General features: G+C 63.1%; 20 protein-coding genes and 1 tRNA gene. 18 read left to right on the forward strand and 3 right to left on the reverse strand.

From position 1 onward, the window contains the following. The first annotated feature begins 31 nt into the window (after window positions 1-31). From KX816_09905 to KX816_09935, 7 genes are all read left to right on the forward strand, one after another. Window positions 32-655 (forward strand): terminase family protein, encoded by a 624-nt coding sequence (locus tag KX816_09905; protein QXQ08243.1) that lies wholly within the window; start codon window positions 32-34, stop codon window positions 653-655. Continuing rightward, window positions 646-1,344, forward strand: coding sequence for a hypothetical protein (locus tag KX816_09910; protein ID QXQ08244.1), 699 nt, complete (start codon window positions 646-648; stop codon window positions 1,342-1,344). The genes KX816_09905 and KX816_09910 overlap by 10 nt, the downstream gene beginning before the upstream one ends. A gap of 201 nt (window positions 1,345-1,545) precedes the next feature. After that, a complete protein-coding gene (locus tag KX816_09915; GenBank protein QXQ08245.1) occupies window positions 1,546-3,039 on the forward strand; it encodes a hypothetical protein in 1,494 nt (497 codons plus the stop codon). A 183-nt stretch (window positions 3,040-3,222) separates the two neighbouring features. Next, entirely contained in the window at window positions 3,223-3,933 is a 711-nt protein-coding gene (locus KX816_09920; GenBank protein ID QXQ08246.1) for a recombinase family protein, read from the forward strand. A 189-nt stretch (window positions 3,934-4,122) separates the two neighbouring features. After that, window positions 4,123-4,344 (forward strand): transposase, encoded by a 222-nt coding sequence (locus KX816_09925; GenBank protein ID QXQ08247.1) that lies wholly within the window; start codon window positions 4,123-4,125, stop codon window positions 4,342-4,344. After that, complete coding sequence (locus KX816_09930; protein ID QXQ08248.1) at window positions 4,341-6,215, forward strand: SAM-dependent methyltransferase; 1,875 nt, start codon at window positions 4,341-4,343, stop codon at window positions 6,213-6,215. The genes KX816_09925 and KX816_09930 overlap by 4 nt, the downstream gene beginning before the upstream one ends. Next, window positions 6,212-6,694: a hypothetical protein gene (locus KX816_09935; protein QXQ08249.1), complete on the forward strand. Its 483-nt coding sequence runs from the start codon at window positions 6,212-6,214 to the stop codon at window positions 6,692-6,694. Before KX816_09930 ends, KX816_09935 begins: the two co-directional genes overlap by 4 nt. Window positions 6,695-6,814: 120 nt before the next feature. On the opposite strand, the gene KX816_09940 is transcribed toward KX816_09935, so the two are convergent. Continuing rightward, window positions 6,815-8,257: a site-specific integrase gene (locus tag KX816_09940; GenBank protein QXQ08250.1), complete on the reverse strand. Its 1,443-nt coding sequence runs from the start codon at window positions 8,255-8,257 to the stop codon at window positions 6,815-6,817. Window positions 8,258-8,500: 243 nt separating this feature from the next. Further along, window positions 8,501-8,590, reverse strand: a tRNA-Ser gene (locus KX816_09945). Between the two features lie 39 nt (window positions 8,591-8,629). Here KX816_09945 and KX816_09950 point away from each other — a divergent pair. From KX816_09950 to mazG, 10 genes are all read left to right on the forward strand, one after another. After that, window positions 8,630-9,745 carry a lytic murein transglycosylase gene (locus KX816_09950; protein ID QXQ08251.1) on the forward strand — a complete coding sequence of 372 codons (1,116 nt, stop codon included), beginning with the start codon at window positions 8,630-8,632 and terminating at the stop codon, window positions 9,743-9,745. Further along, window positions 9,732-10,598, forward strand: coding sequence for a septal ring lytic transglycosylase RlpA family protein (locus KX816_09955; GenBank protein ID QXQ08252.1), 867 nt, complete (start codon window positions 9,732-9,734; stop codon window positions 10,596-10,598). Before KX816_09950 ends, KX816_09955 begins: the two co-directional genes overlap by 14 nt. 3 nt (window positions 10,599-10,601) lie before the next feature. Continuing rightward, on the forward strand, window positions 10,602-11,780 hold the full coding sequence (locus KX816_09960; protein ID QXQ08253.1) for a D-alanyl-D-alanine carboxypeptidase: 1,179 nt from the start codon (window positions 10,602-10,604) through the stop codon (window positions 11,778-11,780). Continuing rightward, a complete protein-coding gene (gene tmk / locus KX816_09965) occupies window positions 11,777-12,490 on the forward strand; it encodes a dTMP kinase (GenBank protein QXQ08254.1) in 714 nt (237 codons plus the stop codon). The genes KX816_09960 and tmk overlap by 4 nt, the downstream gene beginning before the upstream one ends. 99 nt (window positions 12,491-12,589) lie before the next feature. After that, on the forward strand, window positions 12,590-13,552 hold the full coding sequence (locus KX816_09970; GenBank protein QXQ08255.1) for a DNA polymerase III subunit delta': 963 nt from the start codon (window positions 12,590-12,592) through the stop codon (window positions 13,550-13,552). A 23-nt stretch (window positions 13,553-13,575) separates the two neighbouring features. Further along, window positions 13,576-15,129, forward strand: coding sequence for a methionine--tRNA ligase (gene metG, locus KX816_09975; GenBank protein ID QXQ08256.1), 1,554 nt, complete (start codon window positions 13,576-13,578; stop codon window positions 15,127-15,129). Beyond that, window positions 15,129-15,908: a TatD family hydrolase gene (locus tag KX816_09980; GenBank protein ID QXQ08500.1), complete on the forward strand. Its 780-nt coding sequence runs from the start codon at window positions 15,129-15,131 to the stop codon at window positions 15,906-15,908. Before metG ends, KX816_09980 begins: the two co-directional genes overlap by 1 nt. Next, a complete protein-coding gene (locus tag KX816_09985; protein QXQ08499.1) occupies window positions 15,905-16,678 on the forward strand; it encodes an MBL fold metallo-hydrolase in 774 nt (257 codons plus the stop codon). Before KX816_09980 ends, KX816_09985 begins: the two co-directional genes overlap by 4 nt. A 111-nt stretch (window positions 16,679-16,789) precedes the next feature. After that, window positions 16,790-17,371: an SAM-dependent methyltransferase gene (locus KX816_09990; GenBank protein ID QXQ08257.1), complete on the forward strand. Its 582-nt coding sequence runs from the start codon at window positions 16,790-16,792 to the stop codon at window positions 17,369-17,371. Then, window positions 17,368-18,129 carry a nucleoside triphosphate pyrophosphohydrolase gene (mazG, locus tag KX816_09995; GenBank protein QXQ08258.1) on the forward strand — a complete coding sequence of 254 codons (762 nt, stop codon included), beginning with the start codon at window positions 17,368-17,370 and terminating at the stop codon, window positions 18,127-18,129. The genes KX816_09990 and mazG overlap by 4 nt, the downstream gene beginning before the upstream one ends. On the opposite strand, the gene gph is transcribed toward mazG, so the two are convergent. Beyond that, window positions 18,119-18,793 (reverse strand): phosphoglycolate phosphatase, encoded by a 675-nt coding sequence (gene gph / locus KX816_10000; protein ID QXQ08259.1) that lies wholly within the window; start codon window positions 18,791-18,793, stop codon window positions 18,119-18,121. The genes mazG and gph overlap by 11 nt on opposite strands. Window positions 18,794-18,850: 57 nt before the next feature. Between gph and glmU the strand changes: the two genes are divergently transcribed. Continuing rightward, complete coding sequence (glmU, locus tag KX816_10005; GenBank protein QXQ08260.1) at window positions 18,851-20,200, forward strand: bifunctional UDP-N-acetylglucosamine diphosphorylase/glucosamine-1-phosphate N-acetyltransferase GlmU; 1,350 nt, start codon at window positions 18,851-18,853, stop codon at window positions 20,198-20,200. The last annotated feature ends 1 nt before the right edge of the window (window position 20,201 follow it).

The raw sequence follows: 20,201 nt of genomic DNA on the forward strand, positions 1-20,201 counted from the left end.
ATGCGCTCGTCAAGCGGGGAAAAGCACTGTCGTGGCAGCGCTGGCCTCGCATGTTGCTGTCTACGGTGCGGGGTCGCTGGTGCTCGTGCTAGCGCCGTCCCAAAATCAGTCTTTCGAGCTGTATCGCAAAATCACTGCGTTCTATCGGCTCGCTGCGACGCCTGATGCAGACGCTGAAAGCGCCCGGCGAGTTGAGTTGGCCAACGGCTCGCGTATCGTCTGCCTCAGCGGCAACCCGACGACGGTCAGAGGTTACAGCGCCCCGGCGCTCATCATTGTCGACGAAGCCGCCTTCGCCGAGGATGACCTGTTCGGGGCAATCACGCCCATGCTCGCGAACGGTGGGCGGCTGGTGCTGTTATCCACGCCGAACGGGAGGCAGGGGTACTTCTTCGATCAATGGGAGCACGGCGGCACAGCTTGGGAGCGAACCAAGGTCACGGCCTATGACACGCCGCGCCTGCCCACCAGTCATATCGAGCTGGAGAGGGCGACGAAGCCGGACCGCGATTTTCGGCGCGAGTATCTTTGTGAGTTCGTGGACGTCGATGAACAGCTTTTCAGCTCAGCGCTCATCGATCGCGCCTTTGCCACTCCCGCCGCGCCGCTATTTTCCGCACCGTTCGAGTGGACTGGGATAACGACATGCCCTTGAAGATCGTCCGCGACCCTGAAGACCCGTTTCGGCCCCGCGTTGTATATGTGCCCGACAGCCGCGACCGACTGCATGGCAGCCGTCCGCAGGGCAGCTACTACCGAGACCGGACGGGACGAATGATGGTGCGCGAGCGCATCCGGCCTGAGCGCGAGTTTTTCGTTGGGCTGGACCTTGGGCAGGCTAATGACTTCAGCGCCTTTGCCATCGTAGAGCGGGCACCAGCGGGGCTTAGCGTGTCCTACCTGTCCCGTGTTCGCGGGAGGCCCTATCCCGATATTGTCGCATCGATTGCGGGATTGATGGCACGGCCCGAGCTGAGCGGAGCGACGCTGATCGTCGATGCAACCGGCGTTGGGCGTCCGGTAATGGATATGCTTAGATCGTCTGGCCTGTCGCCACTGGCTGTGACGATCACCGGAGGTGCGAAACTGAGCGGCGGACGGGGGCGCATCTGCGTGCCCAAGCGTGACCTCATCAATGCGGTGTTGCTCGCGATGCAGTCGGGCACGCTCGCTATCGCCGCTCAGATTGATCACGCGGACGTCCTGCGAATTGAGTTGGCCGACATGCGAGCCCGCATCTCTCCAGCCGGGAATGACCAATACGGCGCAAGGCCCGGCGCGCATGACGATTTGGTGCTCGCGCTGGCGCTTGCGGTTTGGGCAGCCGATCGGAGAATTCGCTGAGGCAGCTTCATGACATGGCAAAGTGTTTGTCAATGATTGCAACGGGTTGCAGGCGAAATTAGTGGTCGGTCCTCTTGGGCCGTGCTAGATAGAAACGGTCGGGGGTTGCTCCTTGACTTGAAACGTCACCGACCGGGCTTTGGCATCCCCCCAGTGCTCGCTCGGTCGGTGATTTTCAAAGCTGGGCACTGGGAAAAAATCATGAAATTAACACTGCAGTCTGCGGATAGCGATTTCCGCTCGCCACACGGCCGATCTGACCGGAATATTGCTCAAGCCTTTTCCTTTGGCGAGAAATGCGCGCTCCGCAACCTCGTGTTGCGCGAGTGGCGGCCACACTTGTCTCCCGAACAGCACCATCTGGTGACCTACTTTTTTGACGCGTCAATCGAATGGGGACGGGTGTGCCTTGAAGCCACCTTTGGCCAGATGACGGACGGCATCCGTGCAGCGACGCAGTGGGTGCTGCCCCCGGTCATGGTCAAGCGCACGCAGTTCTACGAGATCACGGCGGCCTTGAAAGCTCGCGGCGTGCTCCTGATCGAGAGTGTTCTCCGCAAATTTACCCGCTTCACCATCAACTTACATTGGTCCCCGGCAGAAGGTGTCCCGACGATGGCTCTGGTATTATCGAAGGCGCGACGCGCAGCTATGGAAGCACCGAGCGAAGATTTATTCGCTAACGAAATGGGTACGTTGTCCGGCTCGCGGACTACCGAAGCCAATAGGTTGTCCGCCACGCGGACTACGGTAGTCCCGAATGCGGACACCTATAAACATACAACTAAACACACAGAAGAAAGTAAGAAAGAAAACAACCTACGGCCTTCGGCCTCGGAGGCGGTTGTTCACCCGTTTATCCGAAAGCGCGAAAGACCGACCCCGATCTCGTCGAGCGAAGCGAAGACGCAAGGGACTTCATGTATCCGCCCGGCGACCGAACCGGCCCCGGAACGGACTGCCCGTGAGGCGGTGCTCGCCGTACAGGCCAGCGATACCGAGCGGCGCAACGCTGCGGCGGCCAAGGCCAAGACCCTCGACACCTTCACAGCCTATCAGGCGACGTGGCGGGCAGCGTGGGCGGAGAGCTACGATACGGCGGTGCCGACGTGGACCCAGCACGAGGGGCACATGCTCCGCGCCGTCCTGAAGGCCCGGCTCCATGGCAACATCCCGGCCCGGCACGACTTCCTCGACTTCGTGACGCGCAACTGGCGGGCTATCCTCGCGACCAAGTTCGCTTGGATGACGAAGGGTGCGCCGCCGACCCTGCCGACCGTGCAGTTCCTCTGCGCTGGCAAGTTCGTGACGGTGTTCCTCGACGCCTATGCCGAGCGCAGCCAGTTCGAGGCAGCCGCGATGCAGGGTGGCGACATGGTCGAGCTGAAGCGCCTGCTGGCACAGGGCCTCACCCGCGATGCCGCCATGGTCAAGATCGGCGAGCGCCGGGCCTTGAGCGTTCAGCGCACCAAGGACACCGAGACCAAGGTGCTCAACGCCGATATGATCCACCGTGCCGAGGCAATCCGCGCCGAGGTCATGGAGCAGCGCAAGGCGATGATGCGCGAGCGGGCCGGAGTGCAACCCGTTGCAATCGAGCCGCCAGCCCGTGCTGCGGAGCCTTTTGAGGAACTGGCGGGCTACACTCTTGAGCCTGTCGTGCTCCCAGAATTCGACATCATCAGTTGGCGATGAAAGTGCCGAAAGCGGCCCGAACTAAATCCGGGACACGGCTACGCGCCATATTGCCAGCGGCAACGACATCCGATGCTACAACGTACTTGCCGCCGTCGCATTCGCTGCCGTGCCCGCCACAATACCCTTGCGTATCATTCCTAGACGTCCGTATAGGACTGTAACAACGGGGCGGAGCGTGGAATGAAGCAGGCGGTCGCATACATCCGGGTTTCGACTTTGCAGCAGGGCAAAAGCGGGTTGGGCATGGAAGCACAACGCGAGGCGATAGAGCGCTTCGCCGCTGCAGAGGGTTTTGAGATCGTCGAGTATTTCAATGAGGTCGAAACGGGCAAGGGTGCGGATGCCCTCGATCGTCGCCCGGTCCTTACTGCTGCACTTGCCAAGGCGCGTCGTCTGAAAGGCCCGGTGATAGTTTCAAAGCTGGATCGGCTAAGTCGGGACGTGGCATTCATCGCAGGCCTTATGGCGCAGCGCGTGCCATTCATCGTGTCGGAATTGGGCGCAGATGCGGACCCGTTCATGCTTCACGTATATGCGGCGCTGGCCGAAAAAGAGCGCGGGCTGATCTCCTCGCGAACGAGCGCAGCCCTCCAAGCTAAGAAGGCAGCAGGGGTACAGCTTGGTAATCGTACCAATCTTGCCGATGCGCAGCGGCTTGGTGCGGCCTCGCTCGTAGCGACCGCCAACACCTTCGCAGCCAACGTGCTTCCGATCATTCGTGACGTTCAGTCCGCTGGTGTTAGATCGTTGCGCGGCGTCGCGGCGGCATTGAACAGCCGAGGGGTAAAGACGGCGCGCGGCGGAGATTGGAACGCGGTCACTGTGGCCCGCATCATCGCTCGCGCTGACAACAGTGCAACTGGTTGCAAACCAACCGGTATTGGCTGCTAGAGAGCGCGATGGGAAAATTTGGGGCTAGCGTCATCAAAAAACTTATGACGCGACGTCGCGGGGCTTCGTCCATGAGAGCGCCGAGGCCGGAGCAATGATCTTTACCGACGATCACAAGGGCTATAGCGCATTTCAAACTCGTCCGGCCTTCGATCGGTCAGGCACAACGTTGGGGAGTATATGAACAGGGTGGCTCACACGACCGGCATCGAGAGCTTTTGGGCGATGCTTAAGCGGGGGTATGAGGGCTTCTATCGCCAGATGAGCCCCAAGCACGTTTCCCGCTACGTCACCAAGGTCACCGCGCGTCACAACGCGCGGAATTTCGACACCTTCGTTCAGGCGAGGACGCTAGCGAGGGGGGTGGGCGTTGAGCGTTTGCGTTACATCGATCTGGTTGCCGGGTCGTGACGACAGAACGCGTTACCGAAGATTTCGTGCGGGATCATTTCAAGACTGACCCCCTCTTTAATGCGGTTCGGTTCGATGAGCAAAAGACCAGCATCGCGAGGGCGAAGGGGTGCCTCGCCAAAGCGTCAAAGAATATGACAGGCAAAATAGGCTCGCCAGAATTTATTATCAGTTTTCCATCGCTTCCCGATGACATAATTGTCGTGGAATGCAAGAAGGATCCCAAATTCCATAGAAGCGTCGATCTGAAATCCCCGGCCGCCTACGCCGTTGATGGGGCACTGCATTATTCTTCGTTTTTGGCCCATGAATATAATGTGATCTCCATCGCAGTTAGCGGACTCCAAAAATCGAAACTAAAGATATCGAGCTTTTATCAGAAGCGCGGTGAGTTGGCGGTCACTGAGGAGGACGGCGACCTTCTGGATATATATTCTTATATCTCTCGCCTTAAAGGTGAGGTGGAGGCCAAAAGTATCGAGAGCACCGAGATTACAAAGACAGCTATCGATCTCAATAATGAGCTGAATGACTATTCCATTGTTGAATATGAGCGTTGCACGTTGGTGAGCGCTATACTACTTGCACTACAGGATGAAGCATTTAGAAAATCCTATAAAAGTCGAGCTGTATCGAAGAAGCTCAAGCCCACACCAGAGAGACTTGCAGAAGAAATCGTAAACAGCATTCATAGTGTACTTGAAGATAATAAGATCGACGCTTACCGCGTTCAGTCAATGATAGGCGAGTTCAAAAAGATTGAAAATCACGCTATCGCCAAATCCGAGAAGATAAAGAAAAAGAAAGCTGCGGTTCTGGAAGATAATTACGTGCTTCGTGGGATCACGGAGCGCCTCGAAAGGTCAATTCTGCCTCTTATCACTTTGGGAGATAAAGGTTATGATGTCCTTGGGCGGTTCTATCGTGAATTTATCCGTTATGCTGGTACTGATAAGAAGTCAGGTCTCGTGCTCACGCCGCAGCACATCACCGAGTTTTTTTGCGACATTGTAAATTTGAACGTGAACGATATTGTGTTTGACTCTTGCTGCGGAACAGGCGGATTCTTAATCGCGTCCATGAAACGGATGCTGGAATTGGCCGGTAATGACCAAGCTAAGCGGAAGCAGATCAAGGAAAGCCAGCTTATCGGCATTGAAAAGCGCACGGACATGTTCACATTCGCTTGCGCTAACATGATGATGAGTGGCGACGGCAAATCGCATATCTATCAAGGCGATTCCTTCTCTCAAGATAGCGTCGTGCAGGTCAAGGCGCTCGGCCCCAACGTCGCGTTTCTCAATCCCCCATATGACGTCGGAGAGGATGGACAGCTTGAGTTCGTGGAGAATGCGCTCGCCTGCCTATCGCCGGGCGGGCGGTGTGCGGCGATCCTTCAAATGAGCTGCGTGACCTCCACCAGTGCGCCGACTAAGGCCGTGCGTGACCGGCTGTTGAACAAACACACATTGAGGGGCGTCTTTTCGATGCCTGATGACCTGTTCTATCCTGTTGGGGTCATAACCTGCATCGTTGTCTTAGAGGCACACAACCCGCAGCCAGCGGGCTATAAGACCTTTTTCGGATATTTCAAAGACGACGGCTTCCAGAAAACGAAACACTTGGGCCGCATCGATCGTGGACAGTGGCCAGCCATCAAACAGCACTGGCTTTCCGTGTATCTCAATCGCGAAAGCGAGCCGAGCCTGAGCATTTTGAAGGAAGTGACCGGTGTGCAGGAATGGTGCGCTGAGGCGTACATTGAGACAGATTACAGTGTGATGGGCGAAAGCGTTTTTAGCGACGTTGCCAAAAAATTCATCGTATTTAAGTTGTTAAATGCCTTCGAGATAGAAGGGGAGATGCCATGACTAAGCTTGTGAAAGTCTCCGAACTATTCGATGTAATATACGGAACCAACCTTGAGCTGAACTCGCTGGAGATCGACCCGGAAGGCGTAAATTTCGTTTCACGCACAGCCCGAAACAACGGCGTGTCGGCGAAAGTAAAGTTGGTCGATGGAATTGAACCGATAGAGGCCGGGGTACTGACCGTTGCTGGCGGTGGCTCTGTGGCTGAGGCCTTCCTCCAGCCCGACCCGTTCTACAGCGGGCGCGACTTGTTTTTCCTGCGTCCTAAATTCGCAATGACGGTTGAGCAGAAGCTGTTCTTTTGCATGTGCATCCGGGCGAACAAGTTTCGTTTCAATTACGGCAGGCAGGCGAATAAAACCCTGCCCGGGTTGCTAATCCCGGGCATGGATGATGTTCCGCCTTGGGTCGACGATGCATTTCAGGGCATACTCCAGAAGTGGTCGCTTCGCCTGAACAGCCTGACCGCCGCCGCTTGAGATAGGCTTCCGCACGTAACTGACAGCCGTCGAGAGATCGCCCGACTACCAACTACATAGATCAAATTGCAGCAGCCCCCGAGGAGATCGCGAAGGATATGTTTCGGCGGACGAACGGATTTATATCAAGATTACCCCGTCAAATTTCAGCTTGGCAACCTCCGCCGCAAGCACTCTTGCCAGCCGATCTCGCCCGTAATCATCCATGGCTCCCCGCCCGCCACGTAATTCCCAACCGCCAAGAGCAGCAACCATGTCGCGCGAAATATTTGAATTCATCGCGGCGTCCTTGAACGTGTGCCGAAGTGAATGGAACACAATAGCGCGATCTGGGATCAGCTTGCGCAAAGCGAGTCCAACTTGCTTGTTTCGCGCGGTAACCATGTTCGCTGGACCAGCTGCTTCTGGAAACAATAGACCGTCTCGTGGCAGAGAGCGAACATAGGTCAAAAATCCTATGTCGGCGAGCGCAGGATGGATGGGAACGATGCGGCGACTGACCTTATTCTTGAGCCCTCGCACCTCATTTGGAACTATGTCCAACGCATTTATACCATCAACGATAATGATATCGGCCACTTTCAGTCCAAGCAGTTCGGCAAAGCGCGCTCCTGTGAATAGCGCAATGCGTGGCAACCAAAAAAGCCAACCTTGCGTATCCGTCGCGTTGAATGGGGCGGAGGCAAACATCAAATTAAGTTCCGAAACTGTAAATGACCGCCGATTGACTGTATCTGGAAGTGATGGCCCCTTTATACCAAGGGCAGGATTTTTGGGTGCCAGCTCTTCGACATTTAGCCACCGGAAAAGGCTGCTCAGACATTCCAAATAGAGCTTTGCTGACTTTGCCGACATTGGGGCAACGCCGGTAGTGGACGCATTCTCGACAACGGTACGCAGCGACTTGCACGGAAAGCGTTTGCGTGCATTAGGCGGCAGCCGAAGTAAGATGTCTCTGACGTCCCTGACGTCGCCACGCGTGATCTCGCCCACGGGCTTCTCCGCACCGATGAGTTCCACCAAAACTGAAAAGCGAAATCGGTACGCTGCTTTGGTCTTCGTTGCGGCTCCCAATCGCTCTGGCGAGGCGACGTACATCTCGACGGCCTTGGCCATCGATAGCTTCGCAATCGGGGGCGGCGCTGAACTGGAAACTGCGGCAAATAAAGGGTCGTAGGCCTTCTCAGCCTTGAGTGCCGCTCGGTCTCTCTCGCGTCTATAGTGCTCGATGAGCGACCGCTGGACCGCTTCAATCAGCCTGAAAAATTCTGGTGTTCTTGTGTCTACTGCTAGTCCGGCGTCCCTCCCCAACTTCACTGCAACCTGTTGCAATCCCGCATCCTCGGTAGATCGCCCAACATCGGCGGCATTATCCTCGGCGGCGTGACCTCGCTGTCTCCGCTCGGCATCATTGAACGGCATGGGGTGGGACGCGACCTCAAGCTGGTGAAGATAGCGTCTGGCCAAATTTTCGAGCGCTGCATCTGTGATTTCGATGGCTGTGCTGTTTTCTCTACCCGACGCAGTCTCTGCAAATAATGCATCGACGCGGACGCTTTCCAACCGAGCGAGCCTTACAGCCTCAGCGTAAGAGGCTGATCCAAAGGATTTCGTGATCTCAAGCCTGCCAAGGGCGTCGCGTAAAGCAGTCGGGACTCGCGCCCGAAAAGTCCATTTTCCGTTGCGCTGAACGAGCCGATTTTGCTGTGTCACATACTGCCCCTGTGTAGCAGTCCTGTGTGCCAGTGAGGCCTTATGTCTCTGTCTTTTGGGCATTATTCTTACTTTTCAATGCCCTTAAGAGCTTGGCGGAGAGGGTGGGATTCGAACCCACGGTGAAGTCACCCCCACGACGGTTTTCAAGACCGTTGCCATAGACCACTCGGCCACCTCTCCGGCACCGCCCGTTTCGGCGATTGCGGGGCGGTTCGCAAGATGTTGGTTGCCAGGTGGGGTTGGCCGGTGGGGCAGGGGTGTGGCACTAGCCGCGGGGTGAAGACCCTGTTGATTTACCTCGCGCTCGTCGCCGCGCCCACCGCCGCCCAGGTCCTGAAGGCCGATCCGGTGCCCGACGAGGAGGTCGTCGACCCGAGCGCCGAGACCGGGTTCGAGGCGTGGCTGTCGACCTACCGCGCCACCGCCCAGGCGCAGGGCATCAAGTCGTCCACCCTCGACGCGACGTTGACCGGCCTGACCTATTCGTCGCGCGTCGTCGAGCTCGATCGCGGTCAGCCGGACGATTCGAGCCCGCTGCCGGCCGCGCGCTTTACCGACTATCTGGCGCGTCGACTGGAGCCGGTGCGGGAGTCGCGTGGCATGGCGGCGAAGGCCCGCTACCAGGCGAGGCTCAGCACGCTCGAAGCGACCACCGGCGTGCCGCAGTCGATCGTGCTCGGCATCTGGGGGATGGAGTCGAGCTACGGCGCCGTCACTGGCAACTTCGACGTGCTGCGCAGCCTCGCCAGCCTCGCCTACGAGGGCCGCCGACGCGAATTGTTCACGCGCGAGCTGACAGCGGCACTGACGCTCGTCGACCGCGGCGTCGCCGACCGCGTGCAGCTGCGTGGCTCGTGGGCGGGCGCGATGGGCCAGCCGCAGTTCCTGCCGAGCTCGCTACTCGCCTACGGGGCGGACGGCGACGGCGACGGGCGCGCCGACATCTGGAACTCCGGCGAGGACGTCGCCGCCTCGATCAGCCGCTATCTCAGCGTGAAGGGCTGGAAGCGCGGCGAGGGCTGGGGGGTCGCGGTGCTGGTGCCGCCCGGCCTCGACCGCGAGCGCATCCGCAACCTGGTCGCGCCGTCGACGTGCTCGCGCGTGCTCTCGAAGCACAGCCGCTGGATCAGCCTCGGCGAATGGAAGACGCTCGGGATGACGCGGGCCGACGGCAATCCGTGGCCCGCCGACGCGACTCTGGCGACGCTGGTCGAGCCCGACGGCCCCGGCGGTCCAGCCTACCTGACCTTCGCCAATTACCGGCGCTTGCTCGATTACAATTGCTCCAACTTCTACGCCCTGTCGGTGGCGCTCCTCGGCGATGCGCTCAAGTAGCGCGGTCGCCCTCGCGCTGGTGCTGGCGGGGTGCGCGGGGCAAGCGCCGCGCCCGGCGGCGACGCGTGCGGTGACGGGCGCAGCCCCTGGCGTCAAGATCGGCCAGCCCTACCGGGTGCTCGGCAAGACCTATTACCCCGCCGACGACCGCGCCTACGACACCACCGGCATCGCCAGCTGGTACGGCCCGACCTTTCACGGCCTCAGCACGGCGAACGGCGAGACCTACGACCAGGACGGCCTGACCGCGGCGCACAAGACGCTGCCGATGCCGAGCTATGTGGAGGTCGCCAACCTCGACAACGGCCGCGTCCTGACGGTGCGGATCAACGACCGCGGGCCGTTCGTCGACGGGCGCATCATCGACCTGTCGCGCAAGGCGGCGCAGTTGCTCGGGGTCGACCGGCCCGGGACCGCGCGTGTCCGGGTGCGGCGGGTGTTTCCGGGGGCGGTGCAGGTGGCGGCGCTGGCTCCCCCGCCAAAAACTCCGGTCACTCCAGTCGTCGCGTCCGTTCCCGCTCCGCCGCCGGGCGAGACCGCCGGGCTGCCCGCGCCCGTCGAAACGGTAACCCCACCCGACGCCCCCGTCACCACTGTTGCCATCCCCGGAGCCCCGGCCGGCACCGTCTACGTCCAGGTCGCCGCCCTCGCCGACGCCGGTCGCGCCGCGTGGCTGTCGGGCTTCCTCGCTCCGATCGGGCCCGTCGTGACCGAGCGCTTGCCCAGCGGCCTGACCCGCGTCCGCCTCGGGCCGTATATCGACGCCGCGAGCGCAACTCCCGTACTGGCGCGCGTGCAAGGCGCGGGCTACACGACGGCTCGACTGGTTACCCCCAAGCCCGGAGCTCCCTGATCCATGCGTCTGCCCGCCGCGTTGCTGCTTATCGCCACGTCGTCCGCCACGGCTCTTGTCCCGGCGAGTGCCCAGACGCCGATGCCGACGTTCACCACGACCGCGACGTCGGCCTACATGAAGGACCTGTCGAACGGCGCGGTGCTGTACGCCAAGGGTGCCGACACGCAGATGCCGCCCGCCTCGATGGCCAAGATGATGAGCGTTTATGTCGCCTTCGACATGTTGAAGCGCGGTGACGCCAAGCTCGAGCAGAAGGTCCGCGTCCGGCCCGAGACCTGGGCCAAGTGGCACTCGCAGGGCTCGACGATGTTCCTGTCGGCGAACGAGGAGGTCAGCGTCTCCGACCTGCTCCACGGCATCATCACGCTGTCGGGCAACGATGCGTGCGTCGTGCTCGCCGAGGGCCTTGCGGGCACCGAGGAGCAGTACGTCGCGCTGATGAACGCCAAGGCCAAGCAGATCGGCCTGACCGGCAGCCACTTCGCCAACACCAACGGCTGGCCCGATCCGACCGAGCACGTCACGCCGCGCGACCTCGCCAAGATCGCCGAGCGCACGATCAACGATTTCCCGGGCCTCTACACGCGCTTCTACCCGGTCAACCAGTTCACCTGGGGCAAGACGCTGGGCAAGGGCGACGACATCACCCAGCCCAACCGCAACCCGCTGCTCGGTCGCGTTGCCGGTGCCGACGGCCTCAAGACCGGTCACACCGAGGAGGCGGGCTTCGGCTTCACCGGCTCGGCGGTACAGAACGGCCGGCGGCTGGTCATGGTCATTGCCGGCCTCAAGTCGTTCAACGAGCGCATCGCGCAATCGGTCGCCTTCATGGAATGGGGCTTCCGCGCCTGGACCCAGCAGCTGATCGCACCCGCGGGCAAGGTCATCGACCGCGCCCCGGTGTGGATGGGATCCGCCGATACCGTCGGGCTAATGGGGCCGATCGACCTTGCAGTCACCGTACCGCGCGGCTTTGGCGGGCAGCGCGTCGTCAAGATCGTCTACGACGGCCCGATCAAGGCACCGATCAAGCGCGGCGCACCCATCGCGACTTTGGTCGTGACCGTGCCCGGCATGCCCGCGACGCGGATCCCGCTGGTCGCCGCGGAGGACGTCGACAAGGCCGGCTTCTTCGGCCGCATCGGCAGCGCCTTCCGGACCCTTGTACTGAAGAAGTGAGCGGGCGCTTCATCACGCTCGAGGGCGGCGAGGGCGCGGGCAAGTCGACCCAGGCGCTCCGCCTTGCCGAGCGGCTGACCGCAGCGGGCAAGCAGGTCGTGACGACCCGCGAACCCGGCGGCACACCCGGCGCCGAGGCGATCCGCGCGCTGCTCGTCGAGGGCGATGCCGACCGCTGGAGCGCTGCCGCCGAGGCCTGCCTGGTCAACGCCGCGCGTGCCGACCACGTCGAGCGTCTGATCCGTCCCGCCCTCGGCGCCGGCAAGTGGGTTGTCTGCGACCGCTTCATCGATTCGACGCTGGCCTATCAAGGCGCGGGCAAGGGCCTCGCCGATTCCGCGCTCCGGAACCTCCACCACATCGCGGGCGGCGACCTGTGGCCCGACCTGACCCTGATCCTGGCGGTCACCGTCGAGACCGGACTGGCGCGAGCTGCCGGCCGCCGCGGCGGGGAAGGGCGGTTCGAAGACCACGCGCTCGCCTTCCACCTCCGGGTCGCACAGGGCTTCCGCGAACTCGCCGAGACCGAGCCGCACCGCTGCAAGCTGATCGATGGATCGCTCGACGCAGACACCGTGTCCGCCGCGATCTGGGCCGAGGTCGAGCCGCTGCTTCATCCGACGCCACCCGCGCACCCCGGCGGCGACTTCCGCGCACCGGCCGCGGGCAGCCTCGATTCGCACATGCACGTCGACAGCGGCGATGATTGAGCGGCACTATTGTCATCCCGGCGCACGCCGGGACCCAGCTTCGCCAAGCGCCGTGAATGTCCGAAAGCTGGGTCCCGGCGTGCGGCGGGATGACAACCGGTGCTGATCGGCCACGCCGAACAGGCCACCGCCTTCCGCGCCGCTTTCTTGTCGGGACGCCCGCACCACGCCTGGCTGCTCGCCGGACCGCCCGGCGTCGGCAAGGCGACCTTCGCTGCCGCCGCCGCAACCTGGGCGCTCGCGACCTCCGCTGGCCCGCCCGTCGGTGACGACAGCTTCGATGTGCCCTCGACCCATCCGATCAGCGCGCTCGTCGACGCCGGCAGCCACATGGACCTGCGCAGCCTGCGCCGCACCGCCGACGACAAGGGCAAGCTCCGCACCGTCATCCGCGTCGAGGAGGTCCGCCAGCTCCAGCCGCTGTTCCGCAACCGCCCGGCACTCAGCGACTGGCGCGTCGTCATCGTCGACTCGGCCGACGAGATGAACACCAACGCTGCCAACGCGCTGCTCAAGAACCTCGAGGAGCCGCCCGCTGGGACGCTGTTCCTCGTCGTCAGCCACTCGCCCGGCCGCCTGCTGCCGACGATTCGGTCGCGCTGCCGGACTCTGCGTTTCCAGCCGCTCAGTGACACCGAGGTCGCGATCGTCCTCCAGACCGCACGCCCTGAACTTCCCGCCAGCGAAATCGCCGCGCTCGTCGCCGTCGCTGAGGGGGCCCCCGGCCGCGCGCTGCAGCTCGCCGAAGCCGGCGTCGAGGGCCTGACCCGCGACATGGACGCGCTCGCCATAGCACGAGGCGGGGAGGGCACCGCCCGCGCCCTGGGCCTGGCGCGGACGCTGGCGGGCAAGACCGCGGCGGTGCGCTACTCGGCCTTCCTCGACCTCGCCCCCGCCTACATCGCTCGCGCCGCCGCTGCGCGCTCAGGGCCGCGCGGCGCTCGTGCCGTCCTGCTGTGGGAGCGCGCCAACGACCTCGCCGCGGGTGCCGTACCGCTCGCGCTCGAGCCGCAGGCAGTGGCGTTCGAGTTGGCGACGCTCGTCGCGGGGTTGGCGGACTAGCCGCACCCGCATAAGAGCGGGCGATGAAGCCCGCCGATCATTATTACGTCACCACCGCGATCTCGTACCCCAACGGCGCGCCGCACATGGGCCACGCCTATGAGGTGATCGCCACCGACGCGATCGCCCGCTTCCAGCGGCTGTGCGGGAAGACGGTGCTGTTCCAGACCGGCACCGACGAGCACGGCCTCAAGATCGCGCAAGCGGCGCGCGCCGCGAACCTAAGCCCGCGCGAATATGTCGACGGCACGGTCAAGGCGTTCCAGGAAATGGCCGCGACCTTCGGCATCAGCTACGACCGCTTCATCCGCACCACCGACGTCGACCATTATGCCGCGAGCCAGGAGCTCTGGTGCCGGATGGCCGCCGCGGACGACCTTTACCTCGACCGCTACGAGGGTTGGTACTCGGTCCGCGACGAGGCCTATTACGACGAGTCCGAATTGATCGACGCCACCGACGCAGACGGTGCGGCGCTGCGCCTGTCACCGCAGGGCACGCCGGTCGAGTGGACCGTCGAGGAGAGCTGGTTCTTCCGCCTGTCCAAGTACCAGGACCGCCTACTTGCGCTGTTCGACGACCCCGGCGCCGTCCGTCCTTCCAGCCGCGTCAACGAGATGCGGTCGTTTGTTGCCGGCGGACTTCGAGACCTGTCGGTGTCGCGGACCAGCTTCGACTGGGGCGTGCCGGTGCCCGGATCGCCCGGCCACGTCATGTACGTCTGGGTCGACGCGCTGACCAACTACCTGACCGGCGCGGGCTTCCCGAACGGCTTCGACGCTGCCGGCGAGAGCGACTGGTGGCCTGCCGACCTTCACATCGTCGGCAAGGACGTCGTGCGCTTTCACGCCGTCTATTGGCCCGCGTTCCTGATGTCGGCGCGCCTGCCGATCGCCAAGACGGTATTCGGGCACGGTTTCGTGCTCGATCGCGGCGTCAAGATGTCGAAGTCGGTCGGCAATGTCGTCGATCCGCTTGAACTCGCCGGCACGCTCGGTGTCGACCGGCTGCGCTGGTTCCTGCTCCGCGACGTCGCCTTCGGTGACGACGGCAACTACAGCCACGAGGCCATCGTCGAGCGCACCAACGCCGACCTTGCCAACGGCATCGGCAACCTCGCCCAACGCGCGCTGTCGATGGTCGCCAAGAATCTCGACGGATGCCTGCCGATTGACCCGCCCGCGGACCTTCCTGCCGATCTCGTCCTGCGGGACGAACTCGCCGCCAAGACTGATGTCTACATGGCCGAGATGCACAATCTCGCCCCGCACCGGGCTCTCGCAACGGTCATGGAGATGGTCGCCGCCGCAAACCAGTACTTCGCCGACGCAGCGCCGTGGGGCCTCAAGAACAGCGACTTCCCGCGGATGACAAAGGTGCTTTATGAGGCGCTGGATGCCGTGCGCCGCATCGCGATCTTGATCCAGCCGGTGATCCCGGTGTCGGCTGCCGCCGTCCTCGACCAGCTCGCCGTCGCCACCGACCGGCGCGGGTTCGACAGCCTCGACGTCGCCCTGACGATGGGCGCGACGCTACCGGCTCCCCAGGGGGTTTTCCCGCGTTGGGTGGACGCATGATGCTCGTCGATTCCCACTGCCACCTCAATTATCCGGGCCTTGTCGAGGACCAACGCGGCGTTATCGACCGCGCACGCGTTGCCGGCGTCGGCACCATGCTGGCGATCTCGACGCGGGTTTCGGAGTGGGACGAGATCACCGGCCTCGCCGCGCGTGAACCCGACATCTGGGCGACCGTCGGCGTCCACCCGCACGAGGCTGATCTTCACCCCGACACCGACGCCGTCCGCCTGATCGACGCAGCCTCGCATGCTCGCGTCATCGGAATAGGAGAGACCGGCCTCGATTATTATTACGACAAGAGCGACCGTGACCGGCAGCGCGCCAGCTTCCGTGCCCATATCGCTGCGTCACGCGACACCGGCCTACCGATCATCGTCCACACCCGCGATGCCGAGGAGGACACCGCCGCGATCCTGCGCGATGAGATGGAGCAGGGCGCCTTCACCGGGGTCATCCATTGCTTCACCGCGAGCCAGCCCTTTTCCGAACAGGCACTTGCATTGGGTTTCTACATCTCGCTGTCAGGCATCGTGACCTTCAAGAACGCCCGCGATCTGCAGGCCAGTGCCGCGCTGGTGCCCGCCGACCGGCTACTGGTCGAAACCGATGCGCCGTTCCTCGCGCCGGTCCCGATGCGCGGCAAGACCTGCGAGCCGTCGTTCGTGGCGCACACCGCGGCGTTCGTGGCAAACCTGCGCGGGCAGGGCGTCGACACCCTCGCCGAGACCACCACCGACAATTTCTTCCGCCTGTTCAGCAAGGCGACACGGCCCTGAAGATCACGATTCTAGGCTGCGGCACGTCGAGCGGTGTGCCGCGCATCGGCAACGACTGGGGCAGCTGCGACCCGGCCGACCCCCGCAACCGCCGCACCCGCGCATCGATCCTGGTCGAGGCGGACGGTACCCGAGTCCTTGTCGACACCGGGCCCGACCTGCGCAACCAGCTCCTCGCGGCCAATGTCGGGACCGTCGACGCGGTCCTCTACACGCACGACCACGCCGACCACAGCCACGGTATCGACGACCTGCGCCAGCTGTTTCACAACAGCGGCAAACCCGTCGATTGCTATGCGGCCGCCGCGACGTGGAGCGTCCTCAAGCGCCGTTTCGACTATGTCTTCGAGGGCACCTCGTTCTACCGGGCGACCGCGGTCGCGCACGACTTGCCCCAAATCCTCCGCATTGGGCCGCTCGTCATCACCAGCTTCCAGCAGGACCACGGCAACATCGAGTCTACCGGGTACCGGTTCGAGCACGCCGGCCAGGCCTTGGTTTATTCCACCGACGTCAAGGCCTTGCCGTCTAATGCGGCCGTTGCGCTGGCCGACCTCGATCTCTGGATCGTCGACGCCCTGCGCCACAATCCGCATCCGACGCACAGCCACCTCGACCAGACGCTCGCATGGATCGAGCAGTATCGGCCATCGCGTGCAGTCCTGACGCACATGGACAACTCGATGGACTTTGCGACGCTCGCCAACGCGCTGCCGCCCGGTGTGGAGCCGGGCTACGACGGGCTGATCGTAGATTTCACACCGTCGTAAGCTCCATAGAAAATGACATCATTTAACATAATATAGATTATCGGACTGGAATGTCGGCTTACGAAGATGCTGGCAGCCTGCCCCGCGCAGTGGCATGGAGACACTGTGAGCATGACCCAGCAAGCCCGGTCGTCCGACAATGGCGCATTTCTGCGGGAGTGGTTGTCGGACCCGCTGCGTGTTGCCTCGGTGTTGCCATCGGGACGCGCCCTGGCGGCGATGATGACCCGGGAAATCGATGCCTCGACCGGGCCGGTCATCGAGCTCGGGCCTGGTACCGGGGTGTTCACCGATGCCTTGCTGGCGCGCGGTGTGCCCGAGGAAAAATTGATCCTCGTCGAGATGGGCGCAAACTTCGTGAACTTGCTGCGCTACAGGCTGCCGAAGGCGACCATTTTGTCGATGGATGCGACTCGGCTTGGACGGCTCGAGCTGCCGGGCGGCGAGAAGGCCGGCGCTGTCGTCAGCGGCCTGCCCGTGCTGGCGATGCCGCCGCGTGCCGTGCTCCAGATCTTCAAGGGCGCATTTGTTCACCTTCGCGAAGGTGGCGCGTTCTACCAGTTCACCTATGGCCCGCGCTGCCCGGTGAAGCGGCCGATCCTCGACCGGCTCGGTCTTGAGGCGAAGCGCGTCGGCGGTGCTTTCATCAACCTGCCCCCGGCCTCGGTCTACAAGATCACGCGGGTCGCGTGATCGAGCCTCTGGTCGAACTGATGGCGCGGCTGCGCGACCCCGTTACCGGTTGCCCATGGGATGTCGCGCAAAGTTTCGAGACGATCGCGCCCTATACAATCGAGGAGGCCTACGAGGTCGCGCAGGCGATCTCCGACGGCGACATGGCCGAACTCAAGGACGAACTCGGCGACCTGCTGCTCCAGGTCGTGTTCCATTCGCGGATCGCCGAGGAAGCCGGGCTGTTCGCCCTCCCCGATGTCGTCGCAGCGATCGTCGCCAAGATGGTGCGGCGGCACCCGCATGTCTTCGGCGATGCCACCGCGGACGTTGACGCAGTGACTCAGAAACTGACGTGGGAGACCTTGAAAGCGCAGGAGAAAGTCCGGAACTCGGCGCTCGACGGGGTGACCCTCGCCCTGCCCGCGCTGATGCGTGCCGACAAGCTGCAGCGCCGTGCTGCACGCGTCGGCTTCGACTGGCCCGATGCCGCCGGAGCGCGTGCCAAGGTCGACGAGGAAATGCAGGAGTTCGAGGCCGCGACCGCCGCCGCCGACCTCGCCGAGGAAGCTGGTGACCTGCTGTTTGCGGCGGTCAACCTGCTCCGCAAGCACGAGATCGACCCCGAGGCCGCGCTGCGCGCCGCCAATGCCAAGTTCGAGCGGCGTTTTCGCGGTATGGAGGCCGACGCCGGCGCAAGCTTCCCGGGGCTGGACCTCGAGGCAAAGGAGCGCCTGTGGGAGGCCGCCAAGCGGCGCGAGCGAGCCGTCAGCTCTTAAGCTGGCGCACAGTGTCGACGAGTTCGTCAAAATGCTGGATCACGACATCAGCTCCCAGGTCCGCAGACGCTGCGCCGGCGAAGCCGAATGCAACGATGATGACAGGAACCCCTGCGTCACGCGCAGCGGCCACGTCGACCGATGTGTCACCGACGAAAATCGCGTCGCTGAGGTCGTAGCCCGCAGCTTGCGCCGTCGCTTCGATGTGGCGGCCGTCGGGTTTCCGCACCGCGATGCTGTCGCCGCCGAGCACCGCAGCGAAGCGGTCGCTCCAGCCGAGTGCGGCAATAAGTTGCACGGCTAGCGCAGCCGGTTTGTTGGTGCAGACCGCAAGCGTGACACCGCCGGCCGCGAGTCGGTCCATAGCTTGCTCCGCGCCGTCGAAGGGTACTGACCCGTCCGCGATATGGGCGGAGTAGAACTCCATGAACGCGGGCATCGCCTGGTCGACGACCGCTGCGTCGACGTTCCCCGACAAGGCCAGGCCGCGTTCGATCAGGACACGGGCACCGTGACCGACAAGGTGCCGGACGGTGCCGGTCTCGACGGGAGGCCTGCCAACGCTTGCCAACGCGTGGTTGAGCGAGCTGCCCAGGTCCGGCGCAGTGTCGACGAGGGTGCCATCGAGGTCGAAGATGACAAGTTCAGGAAGATCGAGGCTCATCGCTCCAACTCACCGCTGGCGCTGGAAAAGACAAGTCCGATATGCGAGGAGCCGATCGTGAACCTGCCCCCTTCCCGCCCCGTCGCCGTGATCATCCTGGCAGCTGGCAAGGGTACGCGGATGAAGTCCTCGCTGCACAAGGTATTGCACCCTCTGGCAGGTCGCCCGATGCTGCTGCACCTGCTGGCGAGCGTTGCCAAGTTGACGCCTGCGGCTACGGTCGTGGTTGTCGGATCGGGCCGGGACCAGGTCGAGGCAGCGCTTGAGGGTACCGGCGCGGTCGTCGCGCTGCAGGATCCGCAACTCGGAACCGGGCACGCGGTCCAGCAGGCGGAGACGGCGCTGGCGGGCTTCGACGGCGATATCCTGATCCTCTACGGTGATGTGCCACTGGTCGAGACGGCCACCATGCACACGATGCTCGATGCGTTGGACGACGCTGTTGCAGCAGTCGTGCTCGGCTTCCGGCCTGTTGATCCAGCGGCTTACGGACGTATCCTCGCTTCGGATGGGATCATCGAGAAGATGGTCGAGTTCAAGGATGCGAGCGCCGCCGAGCGCGCCGTGACGCTGTGCAATTCCGGGTTGATGGCGGTTCGAGCGCGCGATTTGTGGCCCTTGCTCGGACGGGTCGGCAACGACAATGCGGCGGCCGAATATTACCTGCCCGACATCGTCGGGCTGGCCGATCGCCCTTCCCGCGTCGTCGAGACCGATGCCGACGAGGTCGCGGGCATTAATTCGCGCGGCGAACTCGCGGTAGTAGAGGCCGGCTGGCAGCAGCAGCGACGTTCGCGGGCGATGGCGGACGGTGTCACCCTCATCGCACCGGAAACCACCTGGTTCGCCTTCGATACGGTGATCGCCGCCGACGTCACCGTCGAGCCCAACGTCTGGTTCGGGCCGGGCGTGACGGTCGCGTCGGGCGCGACGATCCGCGCCTTCAGCCATATCGAGGGTGCGAGCATCGGCGCGGGCGTCGAGGTCGGGCCGTTCGCACGGCTGCGGGCGGGCACGATCCTCGACGACCACGCCAAGATTGGCAATTTCGTCGAGGTCAAGAATGCCCACCTCGGCATCGGCGCCAAGGCCAACCATCTCAGTTACCTCGGTGACGCCGAGATCGGAGCACGAGCCAATATCGGAGCAGGCACGATTACCTGCAATTACGATGGCTTTCTCAAGTATCGCACGAGTATCGGTGCTGGCGCTTTCATCGGCTCCAACAGTGCCTTGGTCGCGCCGGTGACGATCGGCGATGACGCTATTGTCGCGGCCGGCAGCACCATTACCTCCGATGTCGAAGCGGGCGCTCTGGCGCTCGCGCGCGGTTCACAAGCGATCAAGCCGGGCTGGGCGACACGCTTCCGCAGCGTCATGGCGGCGCGCAAGGCAGGGAAATCCTAGA

The sequence above is a fragment of the Sphingosinicellaceae bacterium genome, from assembly GCA_019285715.1.
Taxonomy (GTDB): Bacteria; Pseudomonadota; Alphaproteobacteria; order Sphingomonadales; family Sphingomonadaceae; genus Glacieibacterium.